20 protein-coding genes are annotated in these 22,262 nt (G+C 69.8%); 15 read left to right on the forward strand and 5 right to left on the reverse strand.

Features of this window, described 5'->3' with window-relative positions:
* Positions 1–286 precede the first annotated feature (286 nt).
* Together RR49_RS02740 and arr are read left to right on the forward strand one after the other, a co-directional pair.
* The gene (locus RR49_RS02740; RefSeq protein ID WP_048809351.1) at positions 287–1,273 is read left to right on the forward strand and encodes a glycoside hydrolase family 18 protein; all 987 of its coding nucleotides are present in this window, start codon (positions 287–289) and stop codon (positions 1,271–1,273) included.
* A gap of 92 nt (positions 1,274–1,365) precedes the next feature.
* Positions 1,366–1,788, forward strand: a complete 423-nt coding sequence (gene arr, locus RR49_RS02745; protein ID WP_045246504.1) for an NAD(+)--rifampin ADP-ribosyltransferase — start codon at positions 1,366–1,368, stop codon at positions 1,786–1,788.
* A gap of 35 nt (positions 1,789–1,823) precedes the next feature.
* On the opposite strand, the gene RR49_RS02750 is transcribed toward arr, so the two are convergent.
* A complete protein-coding gene (locus tag RR49_RS02750; RefSeq protein ID WP_045246505.1) occupies positions 1,824–2,858 on the reverse strand; it encodes an LLM class flavin-dependent oxidoreductase in 1,035 nt (344 codons plus the stop codon).
* Between the two features lie 28 nt (positions 2,859–2,886).
* On the reverse strand, positions 2,887–3,642 hold the full coding sequence (locus RR49_RS02755) for a phosphatase PAP2 family protein (RefSeq protein ID WP_045246507.1): 756 nt from the start codon (positions 3,640–3,642) through the stop codon (positions 2,887–2,889).
* 70 nt (positions 3,643–3,712) lie between these two features.
* On the opposite strand from RR49_RS02755, the gene RR49_RS02760 reads away from it, so the two are divergent.
* Both RR49_RS02760 and RR49_RS02765 read left to right on the forward strand, forming a co-directional pair.
* Positions 3,713–4,213 (forward strand): GNAT family N-acetyltransferase, encoded by a 501-nt coding sequence (locus RR49_RS02760; protein ID WP_048809352.1) that lies wholly within the window; start codon positions 3,713–3,715, stop codon positions 4,211–4,213.
* Positions 4,210–4,971: an SDR family oxidoreductase gene (locus RR49_RS02765; RefSeq protein ID WP_045246510.1), complete on the forward strand. Its 762-nt coding sequence runs from the start codon at positions 4,210–4,212 to the stop codon at positions 4,969–4,971. The genes RR49_RS02760 and RR49_RS02765 overlap by 4 nt, the downstream gene beginning before the upstream one ends.
* Before the next feature lie 13 nt (positions 4,972–4,984).
* Here the strand turns inward: RR49_RS02765 and RR49_RS02770 are convergent, their stop codons facing one another.
* On the reverse strand, positions 4,985–5,473 hold the full coding sequence (locus RR49_RS02770; protein ID WP_045246512.1) for an FBP domain-containing protein: 489 nt from the start codon (positions 5,471–5,473) through the stop codon (positions 4,985–4,987).
* Positions 5,474–5,666: 193 nt separating this feature from the next.
* Positions 5,667–6,281 carry a MarC family protein gene (locus RR49_RS02775; RefSeq protein WP_084603783.1) on the reverse strand — a complete coding sequence of 205 codons (615 nt, stop codon included), beginning with the start codon at positions 6,279–6,281 and terminating at the stop codon, positions 5,667–5,669.
* A 67-nt stretch (positions 6,282–6,348) separates the two neighbouring features.
* Here RR49_RS02775 and RR49_RS15620 point away from each other — a divergent pair, with 67 nt between their 5' ends.
* From RR49_RS15620 to uvrB, 9 genes are all read left to right on the forward strand, one after another.
* Positions 6,349–6,957: a hypothetical protein gene (locus RR49_RS15620; RefSeq protein ID WP_048809354.1), complete on the forward strand. Its 609-nt coding sequence runs from the start codon at positions 6,349–6,351 to the stop codon at positions 6,955–6,957.
* A 190-nt stretch (positions 6,958–7,147) separates the two neighbouring features.
* Positions 7,148–8,602 carry a 30S ribosomal protein S1 gene (gene rpsA / locus RR49_RS02785; protein WP_045246516.1) on the forward strand — a complete coding sequence of 485 codons (1,455 nt, stop codon included), beginning with the start codon at positions 7,148–7,150 and terminating at the stop codon, positions 8,600–8,602.
* A gap of 91 nt (positions 8,603–8,693) precedes the next feature.
* A complete protein-coding gene (locus RR49_RS02790) occupies positions 8,694–9,914 on the forward strand; it encodes an MFS transporter (RefSeq protein WP_045246518.1) in 1,221 nt (406 codons plus the stop codon).
* 53 nt (positions 9,915–9,967) lie between these two features.
* The gene (locus RR49_RS02795) at positions 9,968–11,770 is read left to right on the forward strand and encodes a sensor histidine kinase (protein WP_084603784.1); all 1,803 of its coding nucleotides are present in this window, start codon (positions 9,968–9,970) and stop codon (positions 11,768–11,770) included.
* A complete protein-coding gene (locus RR49_RS02800; RefSeq protein ID WP_045246520.1) occupies positions 11,767–12,963 on the forward strand; it encodes a UbiA prenyltransferase family protein in 1,197 nt (398 codons plus the stop codon). The genes RR49_RS02795 and RR49_RS02800 overlap by 4 nt, the downstream gene beginning before the upstream one ends.
* A 9-nt stretch (positions 12,964–12,972) precedes the next feature.
* Positions 12,973–14,607, forward strand: coding sequence for a sensor histidine kinase (locus RR49_RS02805; protein ID WP_045246522.1), 1,635 nt, complete (start codon positions 12,973–12,975; stop codon positions 14,605–14,607).
* Complete coding sequence (locus RR49_RS02810) at positions 14,604–15,788, forward strand: nucleotidyl cyclase domain-containing protein (protein ID WP_045246524.1); 1,185 nt, start codon at positions 14,604–14,606, stop codon at positions 15,786–15,788. Before RR49_RS02805 ends, RR49_RS02810 begins: the two co-directional genes overlap by 4 nt.
* Positions 15,789–15,824: 36 nt before the next feature.
* On the forward strand, positions 15,825–16,421 hold the full coding sequence (gene coaE / locus RR49_RS02815; RefSeq protein ID WP_045246526.1) for a dephospho-CoA kinase: 597 nt from the start codon (positions 15,825–15,827) through the stop codon (positions 16,419–16,421).
* Positions 16,422–16,481: 60 nt separating this feature from the next.
* Positions 16,482–18,554 (forward strand): excinuclease ABC subunit UvrB, encoded by a 2,073-nt coding sequence (gene uvrB / locus RR49_RS02820; protein ID WP_045246528.1) that lies wholly within the window; start codon positions 16,482–16,484, stop codon positions 18,552–18,554.
* A gap of 64 nt (positions 18,555–18,618) precedes the next feature.
* Here uvrB and RR49_RS02825 read toward each other — a convergent pair whose 3' ends face one another.
* Positions 18,619–18,852, reverse strand: coding sequence for a hypothetical protein (locus RR49_RS02825; RefSeq protein WP_045246529.1), 234 nt, complete (start codon positions 18,850–18,852; stop codon positions 18,619–18,621).
* 31 nt (positions 18,853–18,883) lie between these two features.
* Here RR49_RS02825 and RR49_RS02830 point away from each other — a divergent pair, with 31 nt between their 5' ends.
* Positions 18,884–19,321, forward strand: coding sequence for a MarR family winged helix-turn-helix transcriptional regulator (locus tag RR49_RS02830; protein WP_045246531.1), 438 nt, complete (start codon positions 18,884–18,886; stop codon positions 19,319–19,321).
* 43 nt (positions 19,322–19,364) lie between these two features.
* Positions 19,365–22,262: an excinuclease ABC subunit UvrA gene (gene uvrA / locus RR49_RS02835; RefSeq protein ID WP_045246533.1), complete on the forward strand. Its 2,898-nt coding sequence runs from the start codon at positions 19,365–19,367 to the stop codon at positions 22,260–22,262.

Consider the following 22,262-nt stretch of genomic DNA (forward strand, 5'->3'; position numbering starts at 1 on the left):
AGACGGCAGAACGTGGTCAGGTCAGGGGTCACGAACGTAGGGTGGTGCAAGTCGAGGTCTTCCGGCGGATGGTGAGCGTGAGAACTTCCATCCTGGAAGACCTCGACGCCTATCCGCGAACCAGCCGGCGGTCCCGGGCTACACCCTCAACTGCGAAGAGACCCACAACGGCACCGTCGGCACCGGCCAGCCCTGGACGGCCACAGGCAGCTGCGGTGGCAGCACGCCGACCCCGACGCCGACCTCCAGTCCGACGGCCTCTCCGACGCCGACCCCGACGCCCACGGTGACCCCGACGCCCACACCGTCGACCGGCACGGCGCCCGGCTTCCTGTTCAGCCCGTACAAGGACGCCACCATCTCGATGAACTGGAACACGCTGAAGCTCCAGACGGCTGTCACCGGCACCGCGCGACCGCTGATCGGCGCGGGTGGTGTGCTCGGCAGTTCGGCGACCTCCCTCCGGGCGGTCACCCTGGGCTTTGCGACCGGCACCTGCACGGGCGAGAACTGGGGAGGGGTGGATGCGGCATCCTTCGCGGCCGCGAACATCGCATCCCTCGATGCGGCCGGCGTCGACTACGTCATCTCGACCGGTGGCGCGGCCGGCACCTTCACGTGCGGCAGTGCGGCGGGCCTCACGTCGTTCATCGCGCGCTATGCGTCAAGCCACCTCGTCGGCATCGACTTCGACATCGAGGGCGGTCAGTCGCCGGCGCAGATCTCGAGCCTGGTGGCGTCGGCGGCCGGCGCGCAGAGCGCCTACCCGAACCTGCGCTTCTCGTTCACCCTCGCGACCCTCGCGGCGAGCGACGGCAGCTACGGCGGCCTGAACTCGACCGGAGCCGCGGTGGTGCAGGCCATCCAGGCGTCGTCGCTGACGAACTACACGGTCAACCTCATGACCATGGACTTCGGCTCCGCCTCGGCGACCAACTGCGTCGTCGTCTCCGGCAGCTGCGACATGGGTCGCTCGGCGGTGCAGGCCGCGGTCAACCTGAACCACAGCTACGGGGTGCCGTTCTCGAAGATCGAGCTCACGCCGATGATCGGGGTCAACGACGTGTCCAGCGAGGTGTTCACCCTTGCCGACATCACGACGGTCGCGAACTACGCCAAGAGCGCGGGCCTCGCCGGCGTGCACTTCTGGTTGCTCGACCGGGATGTCCCGTGCGCGACGCCGACCTCGACCGCGTCTGCCACGTGCAACTCGGTGTCGTCGGGCACGTCGTCGCTGGCCTACACCAACGGGTTCCTCAGCGCCTTGAGCTGAGAGACAAGGGGGTGTCCGTGCGCTGGCACGGGCACCCCCTTCCCTCCCGCACTGCGCACGCATACGCGCCGGTCTGGTGGGAGGATCACCGCATGGTCGATCCCCTGGACCCCGGACCCTTCTTCCACGGCACGACGGCAGACCTGCAGCCGGGTGATCTCCTCACGGCCGGGCATCGCTCGAACTACCGTCCCGAGGTGGTCATGAACCACGTCTACTTCACGGCGCTCGTCGACGGCGCCGGGCTCGCGGCGGAGATCGCCGCCGAACTCTCCGGCGACGGCGCGACGCCGAGGGTCTATGCGGTCGAGCCGACGGGAGCGTTCGAGAACGATCCGAACGTCACCGACAAGAAGTTCCCCGGTAACCCCACGCGCTCCTTCCGCAGCGCTTCGTCGCTGCGGGTGCTCGACGAGGTCGCCGACTGGAATCGACTCGCCCCCGACGCGCGTGCCGCGTGGCGGGAGCGGCTCGCGGTGATCCGTGCCGGAGGCGGCGGCGAGATCCTCAACTGAGTCGCGACCTGAGCTCAAACCTCCGCGACCTGAGCTCAGACCGTCGCGACGGTCGGCTCCCACCCGAGCGCGGGTGCGATATACGTCGCGAACGACTCCATGAGGCGCAGATTGAACGCGACGCCGAGTTGGCTCGGGATCGTGATCATGAGAGAGTCCGCGCTGTGCAGGGCCTCGTCCTGCCGCAGCTGCTCGACGAGCACGTCGGGCTCTGCCGCGTACGTCTTGCCGAACGTCGAGCGGATGCCGTCGATGACGCCGATCTGGTCATCGCCCGCGCCGCCCCCGAAGTAGCGCGCCTCTTCCGCGGTCGTGATCGGGAAGATGCTGCGGGAGACGGAGACACGCGGCTCGCCGGGGTGACCGGCCGCCGTCCATGCGCCGCGGAACGCGTCGATCTGCTGCGCCTGCAGCACGTCGAACGGTGTGCCGTCGGCCTGGGTGAGAAGTGTCGACGACATGAGGTTCACGCCGACGGTTCCGGCCCACTCCGCACTGTCGCGGTTGCCGGCGCCCCACCAGATGCGTGAGCGCAGGCCGGGGGAGTGCGGCTCGATGCGCTGCAGCCCGGTGCCGCCGCCGAACGGGCTGTACGGGTCGCGCTCGGCGAGCCCTTCGCCCTCGATCGCGCGCAGGAACAGCGAGAAGTGCTCCCGCGCGATGTCGGCCCCGCGCGGATCCTCCGACCCGGTGTAGCCGAACGCCTCGTACCCGCGCACAACGGTCTCGGGTGAGCCGCGGCTCACTCCGAGGGCGAGTCGGCCGTCGCTGATGAGATCGACGGCCGCCGCCTCCTCGGCGAGGTAGAGCGGGTTCTCGTACCGCATGTCGATGACGCCCGTGCCGACCTCGATGCGCGAGGTGCGCGCCGCGATGGCGGCGAGCAGCGGCATGGGAGAGGCCTGCTGGCGCGCAAAGTGATGCACGCGGAACGCGATGCCGTTCACCCCCAACTCGTCCAGTCCCTGGGCGAGGTCGATCGCCTGGAGCAGCGAGTCCTGGGCGCTCAGCTGGTGGCCGCCGCCGAGCGGGCCGTAGTGACCGAACGAGAGTGTGCCGAAGCTCTTCATGTCTGACGCAACCTCCGAGGTGCGGTTTCTATTCCGACGAATGGATGCCGCGGCTTGCCCGGACATCCCGTACGACGAGCGACGCGCGGTGAGCCGTGATCACGACCGCGAGCCACGCGCCACCGAGGAGCCATCCGGCGATCACGTCGGTGAGCCAGTGGTGGCCGAGGAACGCGCGACTGAGACCGACCAGCACCGCGAACGCCGCCGCTCCGATCCCGAGGGCGAGCTTCGCGCCTCGCGTGCGCCGCCGGAGGATGAGGAGGTAGGCGATGACTCCCACGACCACGACCGCGTTGAGCGTGTGACCGCTGGGGAACGACGGCGTGTACTCATACGGCGGCACGGCCTGTTCGAGCGGCGGTCGCTCCCGACCGATCACCTGCTTCCCGGCGACGGTCATCAGCAGCGATCCGACTCCGGCGGCGACGATCAGGATCACCGGCGTCCAGGAACGGCGCCGCAGGCCGAGCACAAGCGCAGCGACCGCTGCGATGATCGGCATCACGATCGGGCCGGCGAGATCGGTGAACAGCGTCACGACGGTGTCGACGACCGGCGAGCGGAGTGTCAGGGCGACGTCGAGCGCCGGCCGGTCGATGCCCGCGATCCCCTCGCCGTTGCCCACGGCGACGGAGTCGTACACCTCTTCCGCCAGCCAGCTCAGCGCGTAGGCGAGCAGCCCCCCGATCACCAGGGTGAGGAGAAGGGCCGTGTAGGGGTGCACCTCCGCCGCCGCCCGCCGCAGCGGAGCAGGAAGGCGCGTGCGGGTGGGGTGCGGCATCCGATGTCCTTCCTCGCCGGTTCGACGCGTCGCTGTCGATTCTCGCAAAGCCGCTCGGTACGCTCGGCCCATGAGCGAGCACACGCTGGGGGACGGGGCCGTGCTGCGTGGGGCGCGGCCGGGCGACGAGGCGGGGATACTCGCGAGCATCCATGCGCTCGCGGTCTACGAGAACGAGCCCGACGCCGTCGAGACCACGCTCGCCGACCTCACCGGCACCCTCTTCGGCGCGCAGCCCCAGGCCTTCGCGCATGTCGTCGAGAAGGACGGCGTGATCGTCGGTATCGCCCTCTGGTTCGTCACCTTCTCGACGTGGACAGGTCGTCACGGGATCTGGCTGGAAGACCTGTTCGTCGACGAGGCGCACCGCGGGAGCGGGTACGGTACGGCACTCATCGCCGCGCTCGCCGCCGTGTGCGAGGAGCGGGGCTACACCCGCCTCGAGTGGACGGTGCTCGACTGGAACGAACCGTCGATCCGCTTCTATCGGGAACTGGGGGCCGTGGCGATGGACGAATGGACGACGCAGCGCCTGTCGGGCGCCGCTCTGCACGCGGTGGCGACGCGATGAGGGTCGCGGTCTTCGGGGCCACGGGTGCCGCGGGTCGACGGATCGTGGATGCCGCCACCCGCCGTGGGCACGACGTGCTCGCCCTGTCGCGGGCGACGGGTGTCGACGTGCTCGTCCTCGACCAGGTGCGTGACGCGCTCGCCGGAGCGGATGCGGTCATCGATGCGGTGAACACGCCGACCTTGCACGCGCAGGAGGCGACGGAGTTCTTCCGGGCAGCGGCCGCCAACATCGTGCGCGCGTCGGCCGAGCACGGTGTGACGCGTGTCGTCGCGCTCTCGATCGTCGGCATCGACCGCAACCCCCACGGCTACTACGCCGGCAAGCTCGCACAGGAACGGGTCTACGCAGACGCGTCCGTGTCGCACACGATCGTCCGCGCGACGCAGTTCCACGAGTTCGCCGGGCAGATCTGGTCGTCAGGCGGATGGGGCCCGGTGCACGCGGTGTTCCCGGCGCGCCTGCAGCCTGTCGATCTGGGAGAGCTCGCCGAGATCCTGGTGGACGCCGTCGAGGACGCGGAGGCGGGTGGCATCCGTCACGTCGCCGGGCCCCGCGTCGAGGAGCTTCCGCGTCTCGTGAAGGCGTGGGCGCGCGCGACCGGTCACCGGGGGATCCGGTTTCCGATCCCCGCGGCGACCGATCAGCTCAAGGGCATGCGCGACGGTGCGAACCTGCCGGACGCGGCGCTCGACGCGCCGCTGATCGTCGGCACGATCGACTTCGACGCCTGGCTCGCGACGCAGCGCACCCGCTGAGTCGGCCCACCCCTCAGCGACTCGCGACTTCGCGTACGAACGCGTCGACGTGCGCGCGCAGCGCGGTGATGCGCTCGGTGCGGGCGAGCTCGGGGTCGAACCCGGCGAACGAGCGGGCGGGGCGTCGGCGCACGTTCGCGGAGCACTCGAATCGTGCGCACACGAGCGTGCCGATCCCGTCGCCGCGACGCCCGGCCGCACCCGCTCGGCGTGCGGTGAAGAGCACCACGTCGTTCGGAAGTTCGACGTCGGAGCACCATGAGCACTGCGGGCGGCTGCGCGTGCGGGTCTCGGCCTCACGCAGCAGAACCCCGACGGGCTCGCCGTCGATGTCGGCGACGACGCAGCCGACGAGGGGCGCTCGGCGGTCGCGCCAGCCGAGGAAGTCGAGCGAGGACCAGTCTCGGCCGGCGAGATCATCGGGGAGCACGAGGCTCTTCCGCTCGGAGATGGAGGCATTGACAAGACACGCGCGCAGGCGCGCGTCGTCGAGGGGACGCATGGAGAAGACCTTTCGAGATTGACGATCCGGCGAGCCGGCGGAAGAGGTGCGCACTCGCAGAGGTGCGCGCGACGAAGGCGCTCAGCGCGCCGTCGATGCCGATGCACGGGGCATCGGCGACCTCCTCACGCCCGAGGGCGTCGTCTTCCCGTTGTTCACGGCGGCAGTCTATGCCCGCCGGTGTCCGCGCGGATCAGAGCGAGGGGACGGCGGCGAGCACGCCGTGGATGGCCAGCTCCACCCCGATCGCGAGGATGAGGAAGCCCATCACCCGGGTGAGCGCCCCGATCCCCGTCGGTCCGAGCTTGTCCACCAGCGGGGTGCCGTAGCGCAGCACGAGGGCGACGACCACGGCGATCACGACGGATGCCGCGGCGATCGCGACCCGGTCGAGGACGTCGGGGTTGCGCGCGGCGAGCCCGATCACGACGCCGATGGCACCTGGCCCGGCGACCAGCGGCAGGGCCATGGGGGAGAAGCTGATGTCGGCCTTGGCCTGGGCTTCGGCCTGCTCGTCGGGGGTCGCGACGACGCGGGGCACGATCATGCCGAATCCGGCGTGCATGACCACCAGTCCGCCGGCGATCTGCAGGGCCGCGAGGCTGATCCCGAGCACCGAGAGCAGCACGGTGCCGATCGCCGTGAAGACCACGAGGATGCCGCCGACGTAGAGGCCCGTGCGCCACGCCTGCGCGTGCTGCGTGCGTGCGTCGAATCTCGACGTGAGTCCGGCGAACGCGGCGACGGCGCCGAGGGGGTTCGTGATCGGCAGGAGGGCGGCGAGCGTCGCGATGAAGACGGTGATCACCCCCACATTGTGGCCGATGGGAGGTCGAGCTCGCGGCATCGGCGGTCATTGGCGCCATGATGGGTGGATGGCCGACGACCCCCGCCAGGTGCGCACCCGCGCCGCGCTCGACGCGGCGCTGCGCGCCCTGCTGCGAGAGCGGCGCCTTGACCAGATCACCGTCTCCGATCTGTGCCGCGAGGCCGGCGTGCACCGCACCACCTTCTACGGGCACGCGACCGATGTGCTCGACTTCGCGATGCGCTCTTTCGCCGGCGAGATCGACCGACTCGGCACCGTCGACGCCGACGCCCAGGGCGGCGACGCCGAGGCGCTGGCGGTCGTCTACACCTCGGCACTCGTTGACACACTCGACGCGGTCGTCGCCGAGCGCGACGTCTACCGGGCGCTCTTCGGGGGCCCGACCGGCGCTGTGTTCGGGGGGATGCTCGCACAGCGGCTCGCCGAACGCGCCGAGATCGCGCTGCACTCCTTCACCGCCCGCGCGGTCGCGGGTGCGCCGACGGATGCCGCGGCCCGCCGTGAGGCGGCCGCGTACATCGGAGCCGGCGTCGCCGCGTTCATCCGCGCCTTCGCGGGTGTCGACGACCGCGAGACGGCGGAGGCCGCCGAGCGGGCCAGAGCGCTCCTACCGGCGTGGTGGCCCGGCACCCCTGCGGCATCCGATCGCTTCTGATATCCTGAGGCGTCACCCACGTGACGCGCGTTTGCGCGCGCGCCCGTGAGGACGCCAACAATCCGCTTCGCTCCGGCTCGAAGCATCCGCTCGCACTCTCGTGGCGTGCGGCGTCGCGAAAACTCTCCGCTTCTCGTGGGCAGACACGCGTGCCGGGGCCAGAACACCCTCCACTAGGACACCCCACTACATGACTACTGCAACGACCGCCCCGGCCACCAAGCAGGTCGCGATCAACGACATCGGATCTGCCGAGGACTTCCTGGCCGCGGTCGAGAAGACCCTGAAGTTCTTCAACGACGGCGACCTCATCGAAGGCACCGTGGTGAAGATCGACCGCGACGAGGTTCTCCTCGACGTCGGCTACAAGACCGAGGGCGTCATCCCCTCGCGCGAGCTTTCCATCAAGCACGACGTCGACCCCAACGAGGTCGTCGAGGTCGGCGACCAGGTCGAGGCGCTCGTTCTCCAGAAGGAGGACAAGGAAGGTCGCCTCATCCTGTCCAAGAAGCGCGCGCAGTACGAGCGCGCCTGGGGCGACGTGGAGAGGATCAAGGAGAACGACGGTGTCGTGACCGGTCAGGTCATCGAGGTCGTCAAGGGCGGCCTCATCGTCGACATCGGCCTCCGCGGCTTCCTCCCCGCCTCGCTCATCGAGCTGCGCCGCGTGCGCGACCTGACGCCGTACCTCGGCCAGGAGCTCGAGGCGAAGATCCTCGAACTCGACAAGAACCGCAACAACGTCGTGCTGTCGCGCCGCGCCCTGCTCGAGCAGACGCAGTCGGAGTCGCGCACCACGTTCCTCAACAACCTGCACAAGGGTCAGGTCCGCAAGGGCGTCGTCTCGTCGATCGTCAACTTCGGTGCGTTCGTCGACCTCGGCGGTGTGGACGGTCTCGTTCACGTGTCCGAGCTGTCGTGGAAGCACATCGAGCACGCGAGCGAGGTCGTGGAGGTGGGCCAGGAGGTCACCGTCGAGATCCTCGAGGTCGACCTCGACCGCGAGCGCGTGTCGCTCTCGCTCAAGGCGACCCAGGAGGACCCGTGGCAGGTCTTCGCCCGCACGCACGCGATCGGCCAGGTCACGCCCGGTAAGGTCACCAAGCTCGTGCCGTTCGGTGCGTTCGTGCGCGTCGCTGACGGCATCGAGGGCCTCGTGCACATCTCGGAGCTCTCCGGCAAGCACGTCGAGCTCGCCGAGCAGGTCGTGTCGGTCGGCGAAGAGGTCTTCGTCAAGGTCATCGACATCGACCTCGAGCGTCGTCGCATCTCGCTCTCGCTGAAGCAGGCGAACGAGTCGGTCGACCCGTACGGCACCGAGTTCGACCCGGCCCTGTACGGCATGGCCACCGAGTACGACGAGAACGGGGAGTACAAGTTCCCCGAGGGCTTCGACCCGGAGACCAACGCCTGGAAGGAAGGCTTCGAGGAGCAGCGCGAGAAGTGGGAGCAGGAATACGCTGCCGCCCAGTCGCGCTGGGAGGCTCACAAGTCCCAGGTCGCGAAGACGCTCGAGGCCGAGGCCGCCGGCTTCGGCTCGGTCGACGCCGCACCGTCCTCCTTCTCGAGCGATGAGGGCCCCTCGGGTACTCTCGCCGACGACGAGGCTCTCGCCGCGCTTCGTGAGAAGCTCGCCGGCAACTGACCTGCACCATTCCGCAGCACGACGCGGGCCGGAGCCTACGGGCTCCGGCCCGCGTCGTCGTCCGGGGCACCGAGACGGGTAGCGTGAAGGGGTGACGGACTTCTCGGGGCACCTTCCCGGGAGCAGGTCCTACCGGCGCCTGCTCGCCGGGCTCTTCTTCGCCGGCGTCGCCACCTTCGCCCAGCTCTACTCGCCGCAGGCCGTGCTCCCGTTCATCGCCGCCGACTTCTCCGTGTCGGCCGCGGGCGCCGCACTGTCGGTGTCCGCGGCCACTCTCGGTCTCGCGGTCGCGGTTCTTCCGTGGTCGATCGTCGCCGACCGCATCGGCCGCGTGCCGGCTATGGCCGCAGGCGTGTCCGCGGCGACCCTGTTCGGACTGCTCGCGCCGCTGCTGCCCACGCTGCCGCTGCTGCTCGCCGCGCGCCTCGTCGAGGGCATCGCTCTCGGAGCGGTGCCCGCCCTCGCGCTCGCGTACCTCGCCGAGGAGGTCGACGCCCGGCATACGGCCGCGGCGGCGGGATCGTACGTGGCCGGCACGACGATCGGCGGACTCGCCGGACGCATCATCGCCGGTCCCTTCGGGGAGCTCGGTCACTGGCGCATCGGGGTGTTCGTGGTCGCGCTCGTGTGCGCCGGCTCGGCGGTGCTCTTCCTCGTGCTCGCGCCCCGTGCGCGCGGGTTCGCCGCGGCATCCGCTCTGACCCTCACCCGTGTGCGTGCGGCACTCGTCGGCAACCTGCGCTCCCGCGTGCAATGGGCGCTCTACGCGCAGGGATTCCTGTTGATGGGCGGGTTCGTCGCGCTGTTCAACTATCTCGGCTTCGAGCTCGCGGGTCCGGCGTACGGCGTGCCCGCCTGGCTCGTGAGCCTGATCTTCGTGGCCTACCTCGCCGGCACGGTCTCCTCGCCGTGGGCGGGTCGGCTGGCGTCACGGCACGGCCGGCGTCGGGTGCTCGTCGCCTCGATCGGCATGTTCGTGGTCGGCATCGCGCTCACCGTCGTTCCGTCGCTGCCGGTGGTGATCGTCGGGCTCCTCGTGTTCACGGCGGGCTTCTTCGCGGCGCACGCGATCGCGTCGGGTTGGGCGCCCGTGTCAGCGGCGCCCGGTGGTCGCGCGCAGGCGTCCGCGCTCTACAACCTCGGCTACTACATCGGGTCGAGTCTGTTCGGCTGGGCACTCGGACTGGTGTTCGCGGGTCTCGGCTGGCCGGCCCTCGCGGCCGCCGTGATCGCGCTGGAGCTGACCGCCGCCCTCATCGCTCTGACGCTCCTCCCGGGCCGCGGCGCCCGCCCGGTGCCGGCGGCGTCATGACGCGCCCGTCGGATCGGTCGGCACGGAGGGTCTCGGGGCGGTAACGTCGCATTATGCCGTCAACTGGCGCAGGAGAGGGGTCGACTCCGCCGGGGAGCCAGGCGAACGACGTCCTGCAGGTCATCCTGCATCGGGCGGTCACGATGTTCAGTCTGCCTCCGCTGCTGGAGAGCGCTCGCGCGCGTACAGTGATCGTCTTGCAGACGACGCTGTTCGCGGCGATCGGCCTGCTCGCGCTCTGGACGTTCCTGTTCCCGCTGCCGGGAGACGTGGGCCTGTTCGCCGTCGGCCTCGTGCTGCTGTTCGGGGCCACGTGCGCCGCGTTCATCGTTCCGTGGGGGAGTCTGAACGCGTGGGCGAGCCTTGCGCTTCCGCTGCTGGACGTCGTCGCCATCTATGTGATGCGGCAGGCGGCGCCCACCGCCGGTATCGGCGGCATGCTCGTGCTGCCGGTGATCTGGCTGTCGGTGTTCTTCGGGGCTGCCGGGTATCTCGTCTCCCTCGTCTCGGTGGTGGGGCTGTTCGTGATCCTCCCCACGATCGACGCGAGACAGACCCTCGGGTTCGCGACCATCACGACACCGCTCGTCTTCCTGATCGTGGCGACGCTCAGCCTCGTCGGTGCCCGACAGCTCGCGGCTCAGCGTCGGCTTTTCTCCCGTCAGCGCGATGCGATGTCCATCACCTTGCAGCGCTCCCTCCGACAGGAGGTGTTGCTGGCGGAGGTGCTCGACACCATCGACTTCGGCGTGCTCCGACTCGGCGCCGACGGCTCGATCACCGTCGCGAACGAGGCGCACGACCGGTTGCAGCGCGCGGCGCGGGTCGCCGACAGTGCGACCCCGAGCGGGACCGCATCGGTCTACGCCGCCGACGGTGCCACCCCGCTCGATGCGCACGACATCCCGTTCGCGCGCGCCGCGCGGGGCGAGGTGTTCGACAACCAGGTGGTGTGGTTCGGCGCACCGGGGTCGCGCCGGCGTGCGCTGAGCGTGTCGGTGCGCCGCACCTTCGCCGCCGACGGAGCTGACTCGGGGGCGGTCATCGTCTCCCGCGACGTCACGAGCGAGCTCACGGCTCTGCGCGCCCGCGACTCGCTCGTCGCGTCCGTCTCGCACGAGCTGCGCACGCCGCTCACCTCGATCATCGGATACCTCGAGCTCGCCATCGACGACCCCGACGTCCCGGCGCACGCGCGCGGCAGTCTGGAGGTCGCGGAGCGCAACGCCGAGCGACTCCTCGGCATCGTGTCGGACATCCTCACGGCCTCGAGTCGATCGGAGAAGTCGGCGGACCTGACCGTGGCGCAGCAGGACATCGACGTCGCCGAGATGCTGCGGGCCAGCGGCGTCGCCTATCGCCCGAGCGCCGCCGAGCGTGGCATCGAGATCGAGATCGACGAGATCGCCCACGTGCGCGCCTACGCCGACCCCCTCCGCATGCGTCAGGTGCTCGACAACCTCGTGAGCAACGCCGTGAAGTACAACCGCGACGGCGGCACCGTCTCGCTCGCGGCGACATCCGACGGCCTCTCGACCTGGCTGACCGTCACCGACACCGGCATCGGGATGTCGCGGGACGCCCTCGGTCGCCTGTTCGAACGGTTCTTCCGCGCCGACGCCAGCCGCACGGGCGGCACGGGGCTGGGCCTGTCGATCGCGCGTGACCTGGTGCGCGCCCACGGTGGCGACATCACGGTCGAATCGACGCCCGGAATCGGAAGCGTCTTCACGGTGCGCCTGCCCGCATCGGCCGAGGCGCTCGACTCTCCGGCACCCGCAGACCTGACCGAACTCGCCCAGCGCTCCCCGCGCGCGGCGGAGGTCGGATCGGTCTGGAAGGAGCGTGGAGCATGATCCTGGATGCCTTCACCGCGTCGTTCGTCTCAGGTCTGATCTTCCTGACGGCTGCCGCCATCTTCGTGGTCACGTCGCTGGTGCGTCGGGACCGCGGTCCCGTGCAGCTCTGGTCCCTCGGCTACCTGCTCAGCGCGATCGGCGTGATCGCGTACGTCGTCTGGAACGCCCTGATCGGCTCCGGCTGGGCGAGCACGGCGGCCCTCGCTGTCGGCAACGCGACGATGGTCGCCGCGGCCGCCGCGCTCGCAATCGGATGCCGCGTCGCCGACGGCCGGCCCGCGGGCGGGCCGCTCCTGCTCGGTCTCGGGCTCGGCGTGGCGACGGCGATCTCCACGCTCGTCGACGGGCCGGACGCGGGAGCCTGGGCCGGGGGTACGTGGCTGTTCCTCAGCATCGGGATCTTCGCTGCGGTGGGGTCGTGGTACTGCCTGCGCGGCCGGCTCTCACGCTTCGGATTCGGCAAGGTGCTGGGCATCGCGTTCCTCGCCGAGGCGGTGGTGTACATCCTGCGAGGCGTCGTGGTCATCACCGTCGGCTCCGGGCAGCCGCTGTTCCAAGTCTGGCTCGGCAGTGGCCCCGTGAGCGCGTTCTTCATCGTGTTCACCGTCGTCGTGCTGGTCGCGACATCCATCCTCCGCTACGAGCTCGGTCCCCGTGAGACGCTGCTCTCGGCGGGAGCCGTGATGCCCGGGATGCGCGAGGGGTACCTCGACGCCGAAGGATTCCGCCGCATGGTGGACCTGCTGCTGCGCAAGGGATCCGAGCGCACCGAGTTCGTCGTCGTGTGCGCGGTGCACATCGACGCGGCCGAGGACATCTCCGCCTCCTTCGGCGGTGACGTCCTCGCGGAGCTGCGGGCGAGCGTCGCGGCCGCTGCTCGTCGATACAGCGTCGCGAACGCGCTGCTCGCCATCGAGCATGGTGTCGTGCTCACGTGCGCGATGGCCGCGAGCCCGCCTGACGCGCGTCGCCAGGCGGCGCTGCTGTACCGCGGCGTGATCGAGACGCTCGTGCAGGAGGACGGCGTCGTGCTTCCTGCGATCGGCGTCGGGGCGGCGCTGAGCACCACCGTCGGCTTCGAGACGTCCGCGATGGTCGACGGTGCGCGCGCGGCGGCGGCTCGCGCGGCCGCGACCGACGAGGCATCCGTTGTCTTCGCGCCGAGCGTGTCGCACGCGTCATCGCGGTAACGTCGTCGAATGGCCGCCACCGAGGATCGTGACGCCGACCTTCGCGGTCGGGTGGCGATGCTCAACCAGCTGCTGCTGTGCGTGATCCTGGTCGTGATCGTACTGGCGGTCGCGGTCACCGACCGTGCGGCCGACCACTCACTCCTCCTCGTCGCGACGGTGATCGTGCTGGCCGGGGGAGCGGCGACCCTGGTGGTGCCGTGGGCGCGGATCGCTCGTGCGTGGGTCTACGTGATCCCACTCGCAGACATCGTCGCGATCGGCCTCGCGCGCTCCGAGCAGCACCTGCTCGGGATCGAGCTGCTGTGGGCGTTCCCGGTGATGTGGATGGCAACCCTCGGTCTCACCGCGTTCCTCACGGCCGCAGCACTCGTGCTCGTCGAGTTCGGGGCGATCATCGCGCTGGCGGGAGCGTCCGGCAGCGCGGTGAGCTACCTGCTCCCGGCCGCCGTCATCGTCGCCATCGGGGTGACGAGCTACGTGAGCAGCCGCCGCTACCGCGCCCAGCGCGTGCTGCTGGACAAGCAGACCGCGCTGCTGTCGGGTGCGCTGTCGCGCGCACAGGGCCACGAGGAGCTGATGACCGACGTGCTCGATGCCGTCGACTTCGGCGTGATCCGCATCACCGCGGACGGCGAGGTCTCGGTCTTCAACGAGGCGCTCGGGCGCATCCAACGCTCGATCCCCGGCTTCGGTCGCCTCGATCGTCCGATCGGGGACGCCTACGCGGCCGACGGCGTCACCCTCATCGAGGAGCCGGACCGCCCGCTGCGGCGCGCGCTGCGCGGCGAGCTGTTCGAGAACGAGGTCATCTGGTTCGGTCCCCCCGACCAGCCGCGAACGGCGCTGTCGATGACGGCGCGCCAGCTGCGCTCGGGTGACGGCGCGCCCGCCGGGTGCGTCATCGTCGCGCGCGACGTCACCGCCGAGCTCACTGCACTCCGGGCGCGCGATCGACTCGTGTCGTCGATCTCGCACGAGCTGCGCACGCCCCTCACCTCTGTGCTCGGATACATCGACCTCGCCATCGACCACCTCGACCGGCCCGACGACGCCGCCCGCGATCTCGACGTCGCCGCCAAGAACGGCGAGCGTCTGCTGGAGATCATCGCGGACATCCTCGCCGCGTCGAGCACCTCGCGCGGATCCATCGACCTCACCATCTCGCCGAAGCAGATCGACGTGGCCGAGCTCGTGCAGCAGGCGGCCGAGGCGTGGCGCGCCCGGGCGGCCTACACGTCGATCTCCATCGACGCGACAGACGTGCTGCCGGCGAGCGCCTGGGCGGATGCCGCGCGCATCCGGCAGGTGGTCGACAACCTCGTCAGCAACGCGGTGAAGTACAACGTCGATGGCGGCAGCATCGCCGTGCGCACGTCGTCGGATGGCACCTCGACCTTCATCGACGTGCAGGACACGGGCGTCGGCATCTCCGCCGAGGACCAGCGTCGTCTGTTCGAGCAGTACTTCCGGGCGAGGCGCGATGTCGAGGGCTCCGGGCTCGGACTGTCGATCAGCCGGGACATCGTGCGCGCCCACGGGGGCGACATCACCGTGCGGAGCGCCCCGGGGACGGGATCGACCTTCACCGTCCGGCTTCCCGCCCAGCCTCGAGGTCAGGGCGATCGCGAGTTGCACGCATGACCCTCGATCTGGCCAGTGTCTCGGTCATGACCGCGCTCGTCGTCGCGGTCGCCGGCATCCTGTTCGTCTCCGAGACGCTGCTGCGCCGCGACGAGGCGGTCGGCGCGTTCTGGGCGATCGCCTTCCTCTCCGGCATCGGCACGAGCACGGCCTACCTGGTCTGGGCGGTCGGCGTCGGCGGGTTCGTGCCGATCGCCATCGGCAACGCCCTGTTCGTGTCCTCCGCGGGCTGCATGTGGCTCGGCGCCCGGGCGTTCAACCAGAGGGCCGTACGCGGACCCGTGCTGCTGGTCGCACTGTGCGTCGCGGTGAGCGCGGCGGCGGTGATCGTGCGCGGTCCGGCTGGAGGGGACTGGGCGGGCGCCTTCGCGATGTTCGTGAACATCGCGGGGTTCGCCGCACTCGGAGCCGTCGAGATGCGACGGCGACCGGTCGGGCGGCTGCGGTCATCCGTCTCGCTGGCGGTCGTGCTCGGCATCCAGTCCGCGTACTACGTCGCGCGCACCGTCGTGTTCGTCGCGTCGGGACCCGACTCGGATCTGTTCCGGGTGGGGTTCGGAACGATCTCGACGAGCGTCCTGACGGTCACCCTGACGATCGTCGCCGTCGTCGTGACCTCCGTGCTCCGCGCGAGCCGCAGTCAGCTGCGCGGATACGGGTGGGTGTCCGACAGCGGCATCGCCGGCGACGGTGTGTTCCTGTACCCGACGTTCTTGCGCGCTCTCGACGATCTGCTCGAGCGCGCGAGGTGGGAGGGGCGACTCGTCGCCGTGATCTCGGTGCGCATCGACGATCTGCGTCGCATCGGCGACGCGTTCGGCGAGGAGGTTCGCACGAGCGCGCTGCACCTGCTGCGGGATGGTGTGCGTCGGCACGCGCCGCTCGCCTCTCTGATCGGCGAGGACGACGATCCCGGCCTGCTGTTCACGGTGCTCGCTCCCGATCCGATGGCCGTGCGCCGGGTCGCGGTGGGTGCGCACCGAGCGCTGTTCGATGCCCTCGGTCGCAGCGGCCAGGGTGTGCTCCCCGTGGTCGGTGTCGGCGTCGCGTTGAGCGAGACGATCGGCTACGACACCGAGCGTCTGGTCGCGGGGGCCCGCGCGGCGGCGCGCAAGGCGCCGACCATGCCGGATTCGTCGGTGATGTTCGCGGGCGTCGACGACGCCGGTGGGGCGGAGTAGGACGGCGGATGCCGCGGCCCGTGCCATGCTCGTGACATGCCACTCATCGCGCTGACCGGCGGTATCGCCTCGGGGAAGTCCACGATCGCCGCGCGGCTGCGGGAGCACGGCGCGGTCGTCGTCGATGCCGACGCACTGGTGCGCGAGGTGCAGGCGCCGGGGAGCGCGGTGCTCGCCCGCATCGCCGATGAATTCGGCGCCGATGTGCTGGATGCGTCCGGAGCGCTCGACCGCCCCGCGCTCGGCGCACGGGTGTTCGGCGACCGTTCCGCGCTCGCCCGGTTGAATGCGATCGTGCATCCGGCTGTGCGCGCGGAGTCTGCGGCGCGGTTCGCCGCGGCCTTCGCCGAGGACCCCGCCGCGGTCGTGGTCTACGACGTGCCGCTGCTCGTCGAGGCCCGCGTCGACGATCCGTGGGAGCGCATCGTCGTGGCGCACGCTCCGGCGGCTCTGCGCGAGCAGCGCCTGGTCGAGCTTCGGGGGCTCTCGCCCGACGATGCCCGTGCGCGCATCGCGTCGCAGGTCTCCGATGAGGCCCGGCTCGCGATCGCCGACGACGTCATCGACACGAGCGGCACAGTGGGGGAGACGATCGCCCAGGTGGACGCCCTCTGGAGCCGGCTACGCGGCTGACCCCGTCGGCCGGTGGCCGGACCACGCCCCGATGTCGGCGGCCGCGCCTACCCTGGAGACGTGCAGACCACACGTTCCGTCCGACCCTTCGAGGTCGTCTCCGAGTACGAGCCGTCGGGCGACCAGCCTCAGGCGATCGCCGATCTCGCGGCCCGCATCAACGCGGGGGAGACCGACATCGTGCTGCTGGGCGCCACCGGAACCGGCAAGTCCGCGACCACGGCGTGGTTGATCGAGCAGGTGCAGCGACCGACGCTCGTCCTCGCCCACAACAAGACCTTGGCGGCGCAGCTCGCGAACGAGTTCCGCGAACTCATGCCGCACAACGCGGTCGAGTACTTCGTCTCGTACTACGACTACTACCAGCCCGAGGCCTACGTCCCGCAGACCGACACCTTCATCGAGAAGGACAGCTCGATCAACGCGGAGGTGGAGCGGCTGCGGCACTCCACCACCAACTCGCTGCTGTCGCGCCGTGATGTCATCGTGGTCTCCACGGTGTCGTGCATCTACGGTCTCGGTGCCCCCGAGGAATATCTGCGCGCGATGGTCGCGCTGCAGGTGGGGGAGCGATACGACCGTGACGCCCTGATCCGACAGTTCATCGCGATGCAGTACAACCGCAATGACGTCGACTTCTCGCGGGGCAACTTCCGGGTGCGCGGCGACACCATCGAGATCATCCCGGTCTACGAGGAGTACGCGATCCGCATCGAGCTGTTCGGCGACGAGATCGAGGCGCTCTACATGCTGCATCCGCTCACCGGCGACGTGGTGCAGAAGCTCGACTCGGTGCCCATCTTCCCGGCATCGCACTACGTGGCGGGCGCCGACGTCGTGCAGCGTGCGATCGGCACGATCGAAGACGAGCTGACCGATCGGCTCGCCGAGCTCGAGAAGCAGAACAAGCTCCTCGAGGCGCAGCGCCTGCGCATGCGCACGACGTTCGATCTCGAGATGCTGCAGCAGCTCGGCTTCTGCTCGGGCATCGAGAACTACTCGCGTCATCTCGACCAGCGTGAGGCGGGCGAGCCGCCGCACACGCTGCTCGACTTCTTCCCCGACGACTTCCTCCTCGTCATCGATGAATCGCACGTGACGGTTCCCCAGATCGGTGCGATGTACGAGGGGGATGCCTCGCGCAAGCGCACACTCGTCGAGCACGGGTTCCGCCTGCCGAGCGCCCTCGACAACCGGCCGCTGAGGTGGGATGAGTTCAAGGGGCGGATCGGCCAGACCGTGTATCTCTCGGCCACGCCCGGTCGCTATGAGATGGGCATCGCCGATGGCGTCGTCGAGCAGATCATCCGGCCGACCGGTCTCGTGGATCCCGAGATCGTCGTGAAGCCGTCGAAGGGGCAGATCGACGATCTGCTGGAGCAGATCCGTCTGCGGGTCGAGCGCGACGAGCGCGTGCTGGTGACCACGCTCACGAAGAAGATGGCGGAGGAGTTGACCGACTTCCTCGGCGAGCACGGTGTGCGCGTGCGCTATCTGCACTCCGATGTCGACACGTTGCGGCGCGTCGAGCTGCTCACCGAGCTCCGCGCCGGCGTCTACGACGTGCTTGTCGGCATCAACCTGCTGCGCGAGGGTCTCGACCTCCCCGAGGTCTCTCTCGTGGCGATCCTTGACGCCGACAAAGAAGGCTTCCTTCGCAGCGGCACCTCGCTCATCCAGACGATCGGGCGCGCGGCCCGCAACGTCTCGGGGGAGGTGCACATGTACGCCGATACAGTCACCGACTCGATGCGCTCGGCGATCGATGAGACCGCCCGTCGTCGCGAACTGCAGGTCGCGTACAACACGGAGAGGGGCATCGATCCGCAGCCACTGCGCAAGAAGATCGCCGACATCACCGACGCACTCGCCCGGGAAGGGGCGGACACCAAGGCGATGCTCGCCCGCGGCGGCCGCGATCAGGGTCGCGGCAAGGCGCCGACGCCCAACCTTCGGCGCGAGGGAATCGCGGCAGAGGGGGCGGCCCAGCTCGAGTCGACGATCTCGGATCTGAGCGATCAGATGCTCGCGGCAGCATCCGAGCTGAAGTTCGAGCTGGCGGCGCGGCTGCGCGACGAGGTGCAGGAGCTCAAGCGCGAGCTGCGGGCGATGGAGAAGGCCGGTCACGCCTGATCTGCGGGTGATGGCCCATGCTCTCGATGCACATCCCGGTCGCGTCCGCCCTGCTCGGCCGCGATCAGGGGCAGCGCAGCAGCGGTTTGGGTCCGTTGCGGTCGATGCGGTGATCGCGCATCGGCTGGCGGCACAGCGGGCAGGGCTGGATGTCGCGGGCGGGCGGCTCGTCGTCGGTGTAGGGTCCGACGGCGGCCGGTCCGGCGGCGCGGACGAGCGCGGCGTTCACGAAGGCGTACCATCCGCCCGCGGCGTTCACACGGTCGCGCAGCGGGGGGCGCCTTTTCTTTCGTGGCATAATAGTTAGTGTACTAAGGAAAGCGGAGAGAGTGACCACCACCGACATCCTCGCGCTGGAGAACCAGCTGTGCTTCGCCGCCGTCACAGCCGCCCGCACCATCGTGCAGGCGTACCGTCCGGTGCTCGAGCCGCTCGGGCTGACCCACCCCCAGTACCTCGTCATGCTCGCGCTGTGGGAGCGCGATCCGCGCTCCCTCGGCGAGCTCGCCGCCGCGCTCGCGCTCGAACCGGCGACGGTGTCCCCCCTCGTCAAGCGACTCGAGGCGCAGGGGCTTCTCGTCCGCACGCGGCGTCCGGGTGACGAGCGCACGCTCGACATCGCGGTGACGGACACCGGGCGCGCCCTTCGTGCACAGGCCCTCGAGGTGCCCGCGCAGGTGCTCGCACGCACCGGGCTCACGGTCGATGAGGCGGTCGCCCTCCGCGACGCGCTCGCCCGGTTCGCCGGGGCCAAGCCCACCGCGTGATCCGCGCGGAGCCGGTGTCGGAGGTCGCTCCTACACTTGACGGGTGCCCATCGTCCCCGTGTCCAACCTCGGCCCCCACACCTCCACGCTCACCGTGCGCGGCGCCCGCGTGCACAACCTCAAGAACGTCGACCTCGACATCCCGCGCGATGCGCTCGTGGTCTTCACCGGGCTCTCGGGCTCGGGCAAGTCGAGCCTCGCGTTCGACACGATCTTCGCCGAGGGCCAGCGTCGCTACGTCGAGTCGCTGAGCGCCTACGCCCGCCAGTTCCTCGGTCAGGTCGACCGACCCGACGTCGATTTCATCGAGGGCCTGAGTCCCGCTGTCTCGATCGATCAGAAGTCGACGAACCGCAACCCGCGCTCGACCGTCGGCACGATCACCGAGATCCACGACTACATGCGTCTGCTCTGGGCGCGCATCGGAGTCCCTCACTGCCCCGAGTGCGGCGAGCAGATCCAACGCCAGACCGTGCAGCAGATCGCCGACCAGCTGATGGAACTGCCCGAGCGCACCCGCTACCAGATCGTCGCTCCGGTCGTGACCCAGAAGAAGGGCGAGTTCGTCGACCTCTTCAAGGAGCTCTCGGCCAAGGGCTACGCGCGCGCGGTCGTCGACGGCGACCTCGTGCAGCTCTCCGAGCCGCCGACGCTGAAGAAGAGCTACAAGCACGACATCGCGGTGGTCGTCGACCGCCTCGTCGCCTCGCCCGACATCCTCAGCCGGGTCACCGACTCGGTCGAGACGGCCCTCGGGCTCGCCGGCGGCGTCGTGCAGATCAACTTCGTCGACGAAGAGGGGGATGCCGCATGGCAGTCCTTCTCTGAGAAGCTCGCCTGTCCGAACGGCCACCCCCTGCAGCTCACCGAGATCGAGCCGCGAACCTTCTCGTTCAACGCCCCGTTCGGTGCCTGCCCGGCGTGCTCCGGCCTCGGCACCCGCATGTCCGTCGACCCCGAGCTCATGCTCGGCGACGAGGAGCTCTCGATCCGCGAGGGTGTCATCATCCCGTGGACGACGCAGGGCAAGGGGCTGTTCCAGTACTACGAGCGACTGCTCGAGGGGCTCGCCGACGACCTCGGCTTCTCACTCGACACCCCGTGGAAGAAGCTGACGCCCGACGTGCGAGAGGCGGTGCTGCGCGGTGAGAACTACAAGGTGACCGTCAAGTTCCGCAACCGCTACGGCCGTGAGATGCGCTACTCGTCCGGCTTCGAGGGCGTCGCGCCCTACATCGAGCGCCAGTACGTGCAGGCGGAGTCCGACACGCAGCGACAGCGGTGGTCGGAGTTCCTGCGGGAGGTGCCGTGCCCGGTCTGCAACGGCGACCGTCTCAAGCCCGAGGTGCTCGCCGTGCTCGTCCACGGCAGCTCGATCGCCGACGCATCCCGGCTCAGCCTCTCCGACGCGCAGGCGTTCTTCGCCGACCTCGAGCTCACCGACCGCGAGGCGAAGATCGCGGCCGCGGTGCTGCGCGAGATCCGTGCTCGACTCGACTTCCTCATCCAGGTCGGGCTCACCTACCTCAACCTCAGCCGTTCGGCCGGCTCCCTCTCCGGCGGCGAGGCGCAGCGCATCCGGCTCGCGACCCAGATCGGGTCGGGGCTGACCGGTGTGCTCTACGTCCTCGACGAGCCGTCGATCGGTCTTCACCAGCGCGACAACCGGCGTCTCATCGAGACGCTCCTCACCCTCAAGAGCCTCGGCAACACGCTCATCGTCGTCGAGCATGACGAGGAGACCATCCACGCCGCCGACTGGATCGTCGACATCGGTCCCCGCGCCGGCGTCGACGGCGGGCATGTCGTGCACTCGGGTCCGCTTGCGCAACTCCTGGGCGACGAGGCATCCCTCACCGGCGACTACCTCTCCGGCCGCCGGGCGATCCCGACGCCCGAGAAGCGCCGCAAGATCGACAAGAAGCGCATGCTCAGCGTGGTCGGGGCGCGGGAGAACAACCTGCGCAATGTGACGGCCGACTTCCCGCTCGGGGTGCTCACGGCCGTCACCGGCGTGAGCGGGTCGGGCAAGTCGTCGCTCGTGAACGACATCCTGTACGAGGTGCTCGCCCAGAAGCTCAACGGCGCGCGCACGGTCCCGGGCAAGCACACACGGGTGACCGGGCTCGACAACCTCGACAAGGTCGTGCACGTCGATCAGGCGCCCATCGGCCGCACTCCGCGCTCGAACCCTGCGACCTACACCGGGGTGTTCGACCGCATCCGCACGCTCTTCAGCGAGACCCCCGAGGCGAAGGCCCGCGGCTACCAGCCGGGACGCTTCTCGTTCAACGTCAAGGGCGGGCGCTGCGAGGCGTGCTCCGGTGACGGCACGATCAAGATCGAGATGAACTTCCTGCCCGACGTCTACGTCGACTGCGAGGTCTGCCACGGCAAGCGCTACAACCGCGACACGCTGAGCGTGCACTACAAGGGGCGCAACATCGCCGAGGTGCTGGAGATGCCGATCGCCGAGGCGGCCGACTTCTTCGAGCCGATCCAGGCGATCCATCGCTACCTGCGCACCCTCGTCGACGTGGGCCTGGGCTACGTGCGGCTCGGCCAGTCCGCGACGACGCTCTCGGGCGGCGAGGCGCAGCGCGTGAAACTGGCGACCGAGTTGCAGCGACGCAGCAACGGTCGCAGCATCTACGTGCTCGACGAGCCGACGACCGGCCTGCACTTCGAGGACGTCCGCCGACTGCTCGAGGTGCTCGGCGGCCTCGTGGACAAGGGCAACACCGTCATCGTCATCGAGCACAACCTCGACGTCATCAAGTCCTCGGACTGGATCATCGACCTCGGACCCGAGGGTGGCTCCGGCGGCGGCCAGATCATCGCCACGGGCACGCCGGAGCAGGTCGCGCGCGCCGAGGGCAGCCACACCGGCGCCTTCCTCGCCGAGATCCTCGAACAGGACGCGGAGCGCAAGGCGAGCTGA

Origin of the sequence: Microbacterium ginsengisoli, from assembly GCF_000956535.1 — a bacterium.
GTDB lineage: Bacteria > Actinomycetota > Actinomycetes > Actinomycetales > Microbacteriaceae > Microbacterium > Microbacterium ginsengisoli.

Bases quoted from the DNA above. Each gene is read 5' to 3' on its own strand.
- arr (WP_045246504.1), top strand. From the start codon at position 1,366: ATGGTCGATCCCCTGGACCCCGGACCCTTCTTCCACGGCACGACGGCA.
- RR49_RS02750 (WP_045246505.1), bottom strand. From the start codon at position 2,858: ATGAAGAGCTTCGGCACACTCTCGTTCGGTCACTACGGCCCGCTCGGC.
- RR49_RS02755 (WP_045246507.1), bottom strand. From the start codon at position 3,642: ATGCCGCACCCCACCCGCACGCGCCTTCCTGCTCCGCTGCGGCGGGCG.
- RR49_RS02760 (WP_048809352.1), top strand. From the start codon at position 3,713: ATGAGCGAGCACACGCTGGGGGACGGGGCCGTGCTGCGTGGGGCGCGG.
- RR49_RS02765 (WP_045246510.1), top strand. From the start codon at position 4,210: ATGAGGGTCGCGGTCTTCGGGGCCACGGGTGCCGCGGGTCGACGGATC.
- RR49_RS02770 (WP_045246512.1), bottom strand. From the start codon at position 5,473: ATGCGTCCCCTCGACGACGCGCGCCTGCGCGCGTGTCTTGTCAATGCC.
- RR49_RS15620 (WP_048809354.1), top strand. From the start codon at position 6,349: ATGGCCGACGACCCCCGCCAGGTGCGCACCCGCGCCGCGCTCGACGCG.
- rpsA (WP_045246516.1), top strand. From the start codon at position 7,148: ATGACTACTGCAACGACCGCCCCGGCCACCAAGCAGGTCGCGATCAAC.
- RR49_RS02795 (WP_084603784.1), top strand. From the start codon at position 9,968: ATGCCGTCAACTGGCGCAGGAGAGGGGTCGACTCCGCCGGGGAGCCAG.
- RR49_RS02800 (WP_045246520.1), top strand. From the start codon at position 11,767: ATGATCCTGGATGCCTTCACCGCGTCGTTCGTCTCAGGTCTGATCTTC.
- RR49_RS02805 (WP_045246522.1), top strand. From the start codon at position 12,973: ATGGCCGCCACCGAGGATCGTGACGCCGACCTTCGCGGTCGGGTGGCG.
- RR49_RS02810 (WP_045246524.1), top strand. From the start codon at position 14,604: ATGACCCTCGATCTGGCCAGTGTCTCGGTCATGACCGCGCTCGTCGTC.
- coaE (WP_045246526.1), top strand. From the start codon at position 15,825: ATGCCACTCATCGCGCTGACCGGCGGTATCGCCTCGGGGAAGTCCACG.
- RR49_RS02825 (WP_045246529.1), bottom strand. From the start codon at position 18,852: ATGCCACGAAAGAAAAGGCGCCCCCCGCTGCGCGACCGTGTGAACGCC.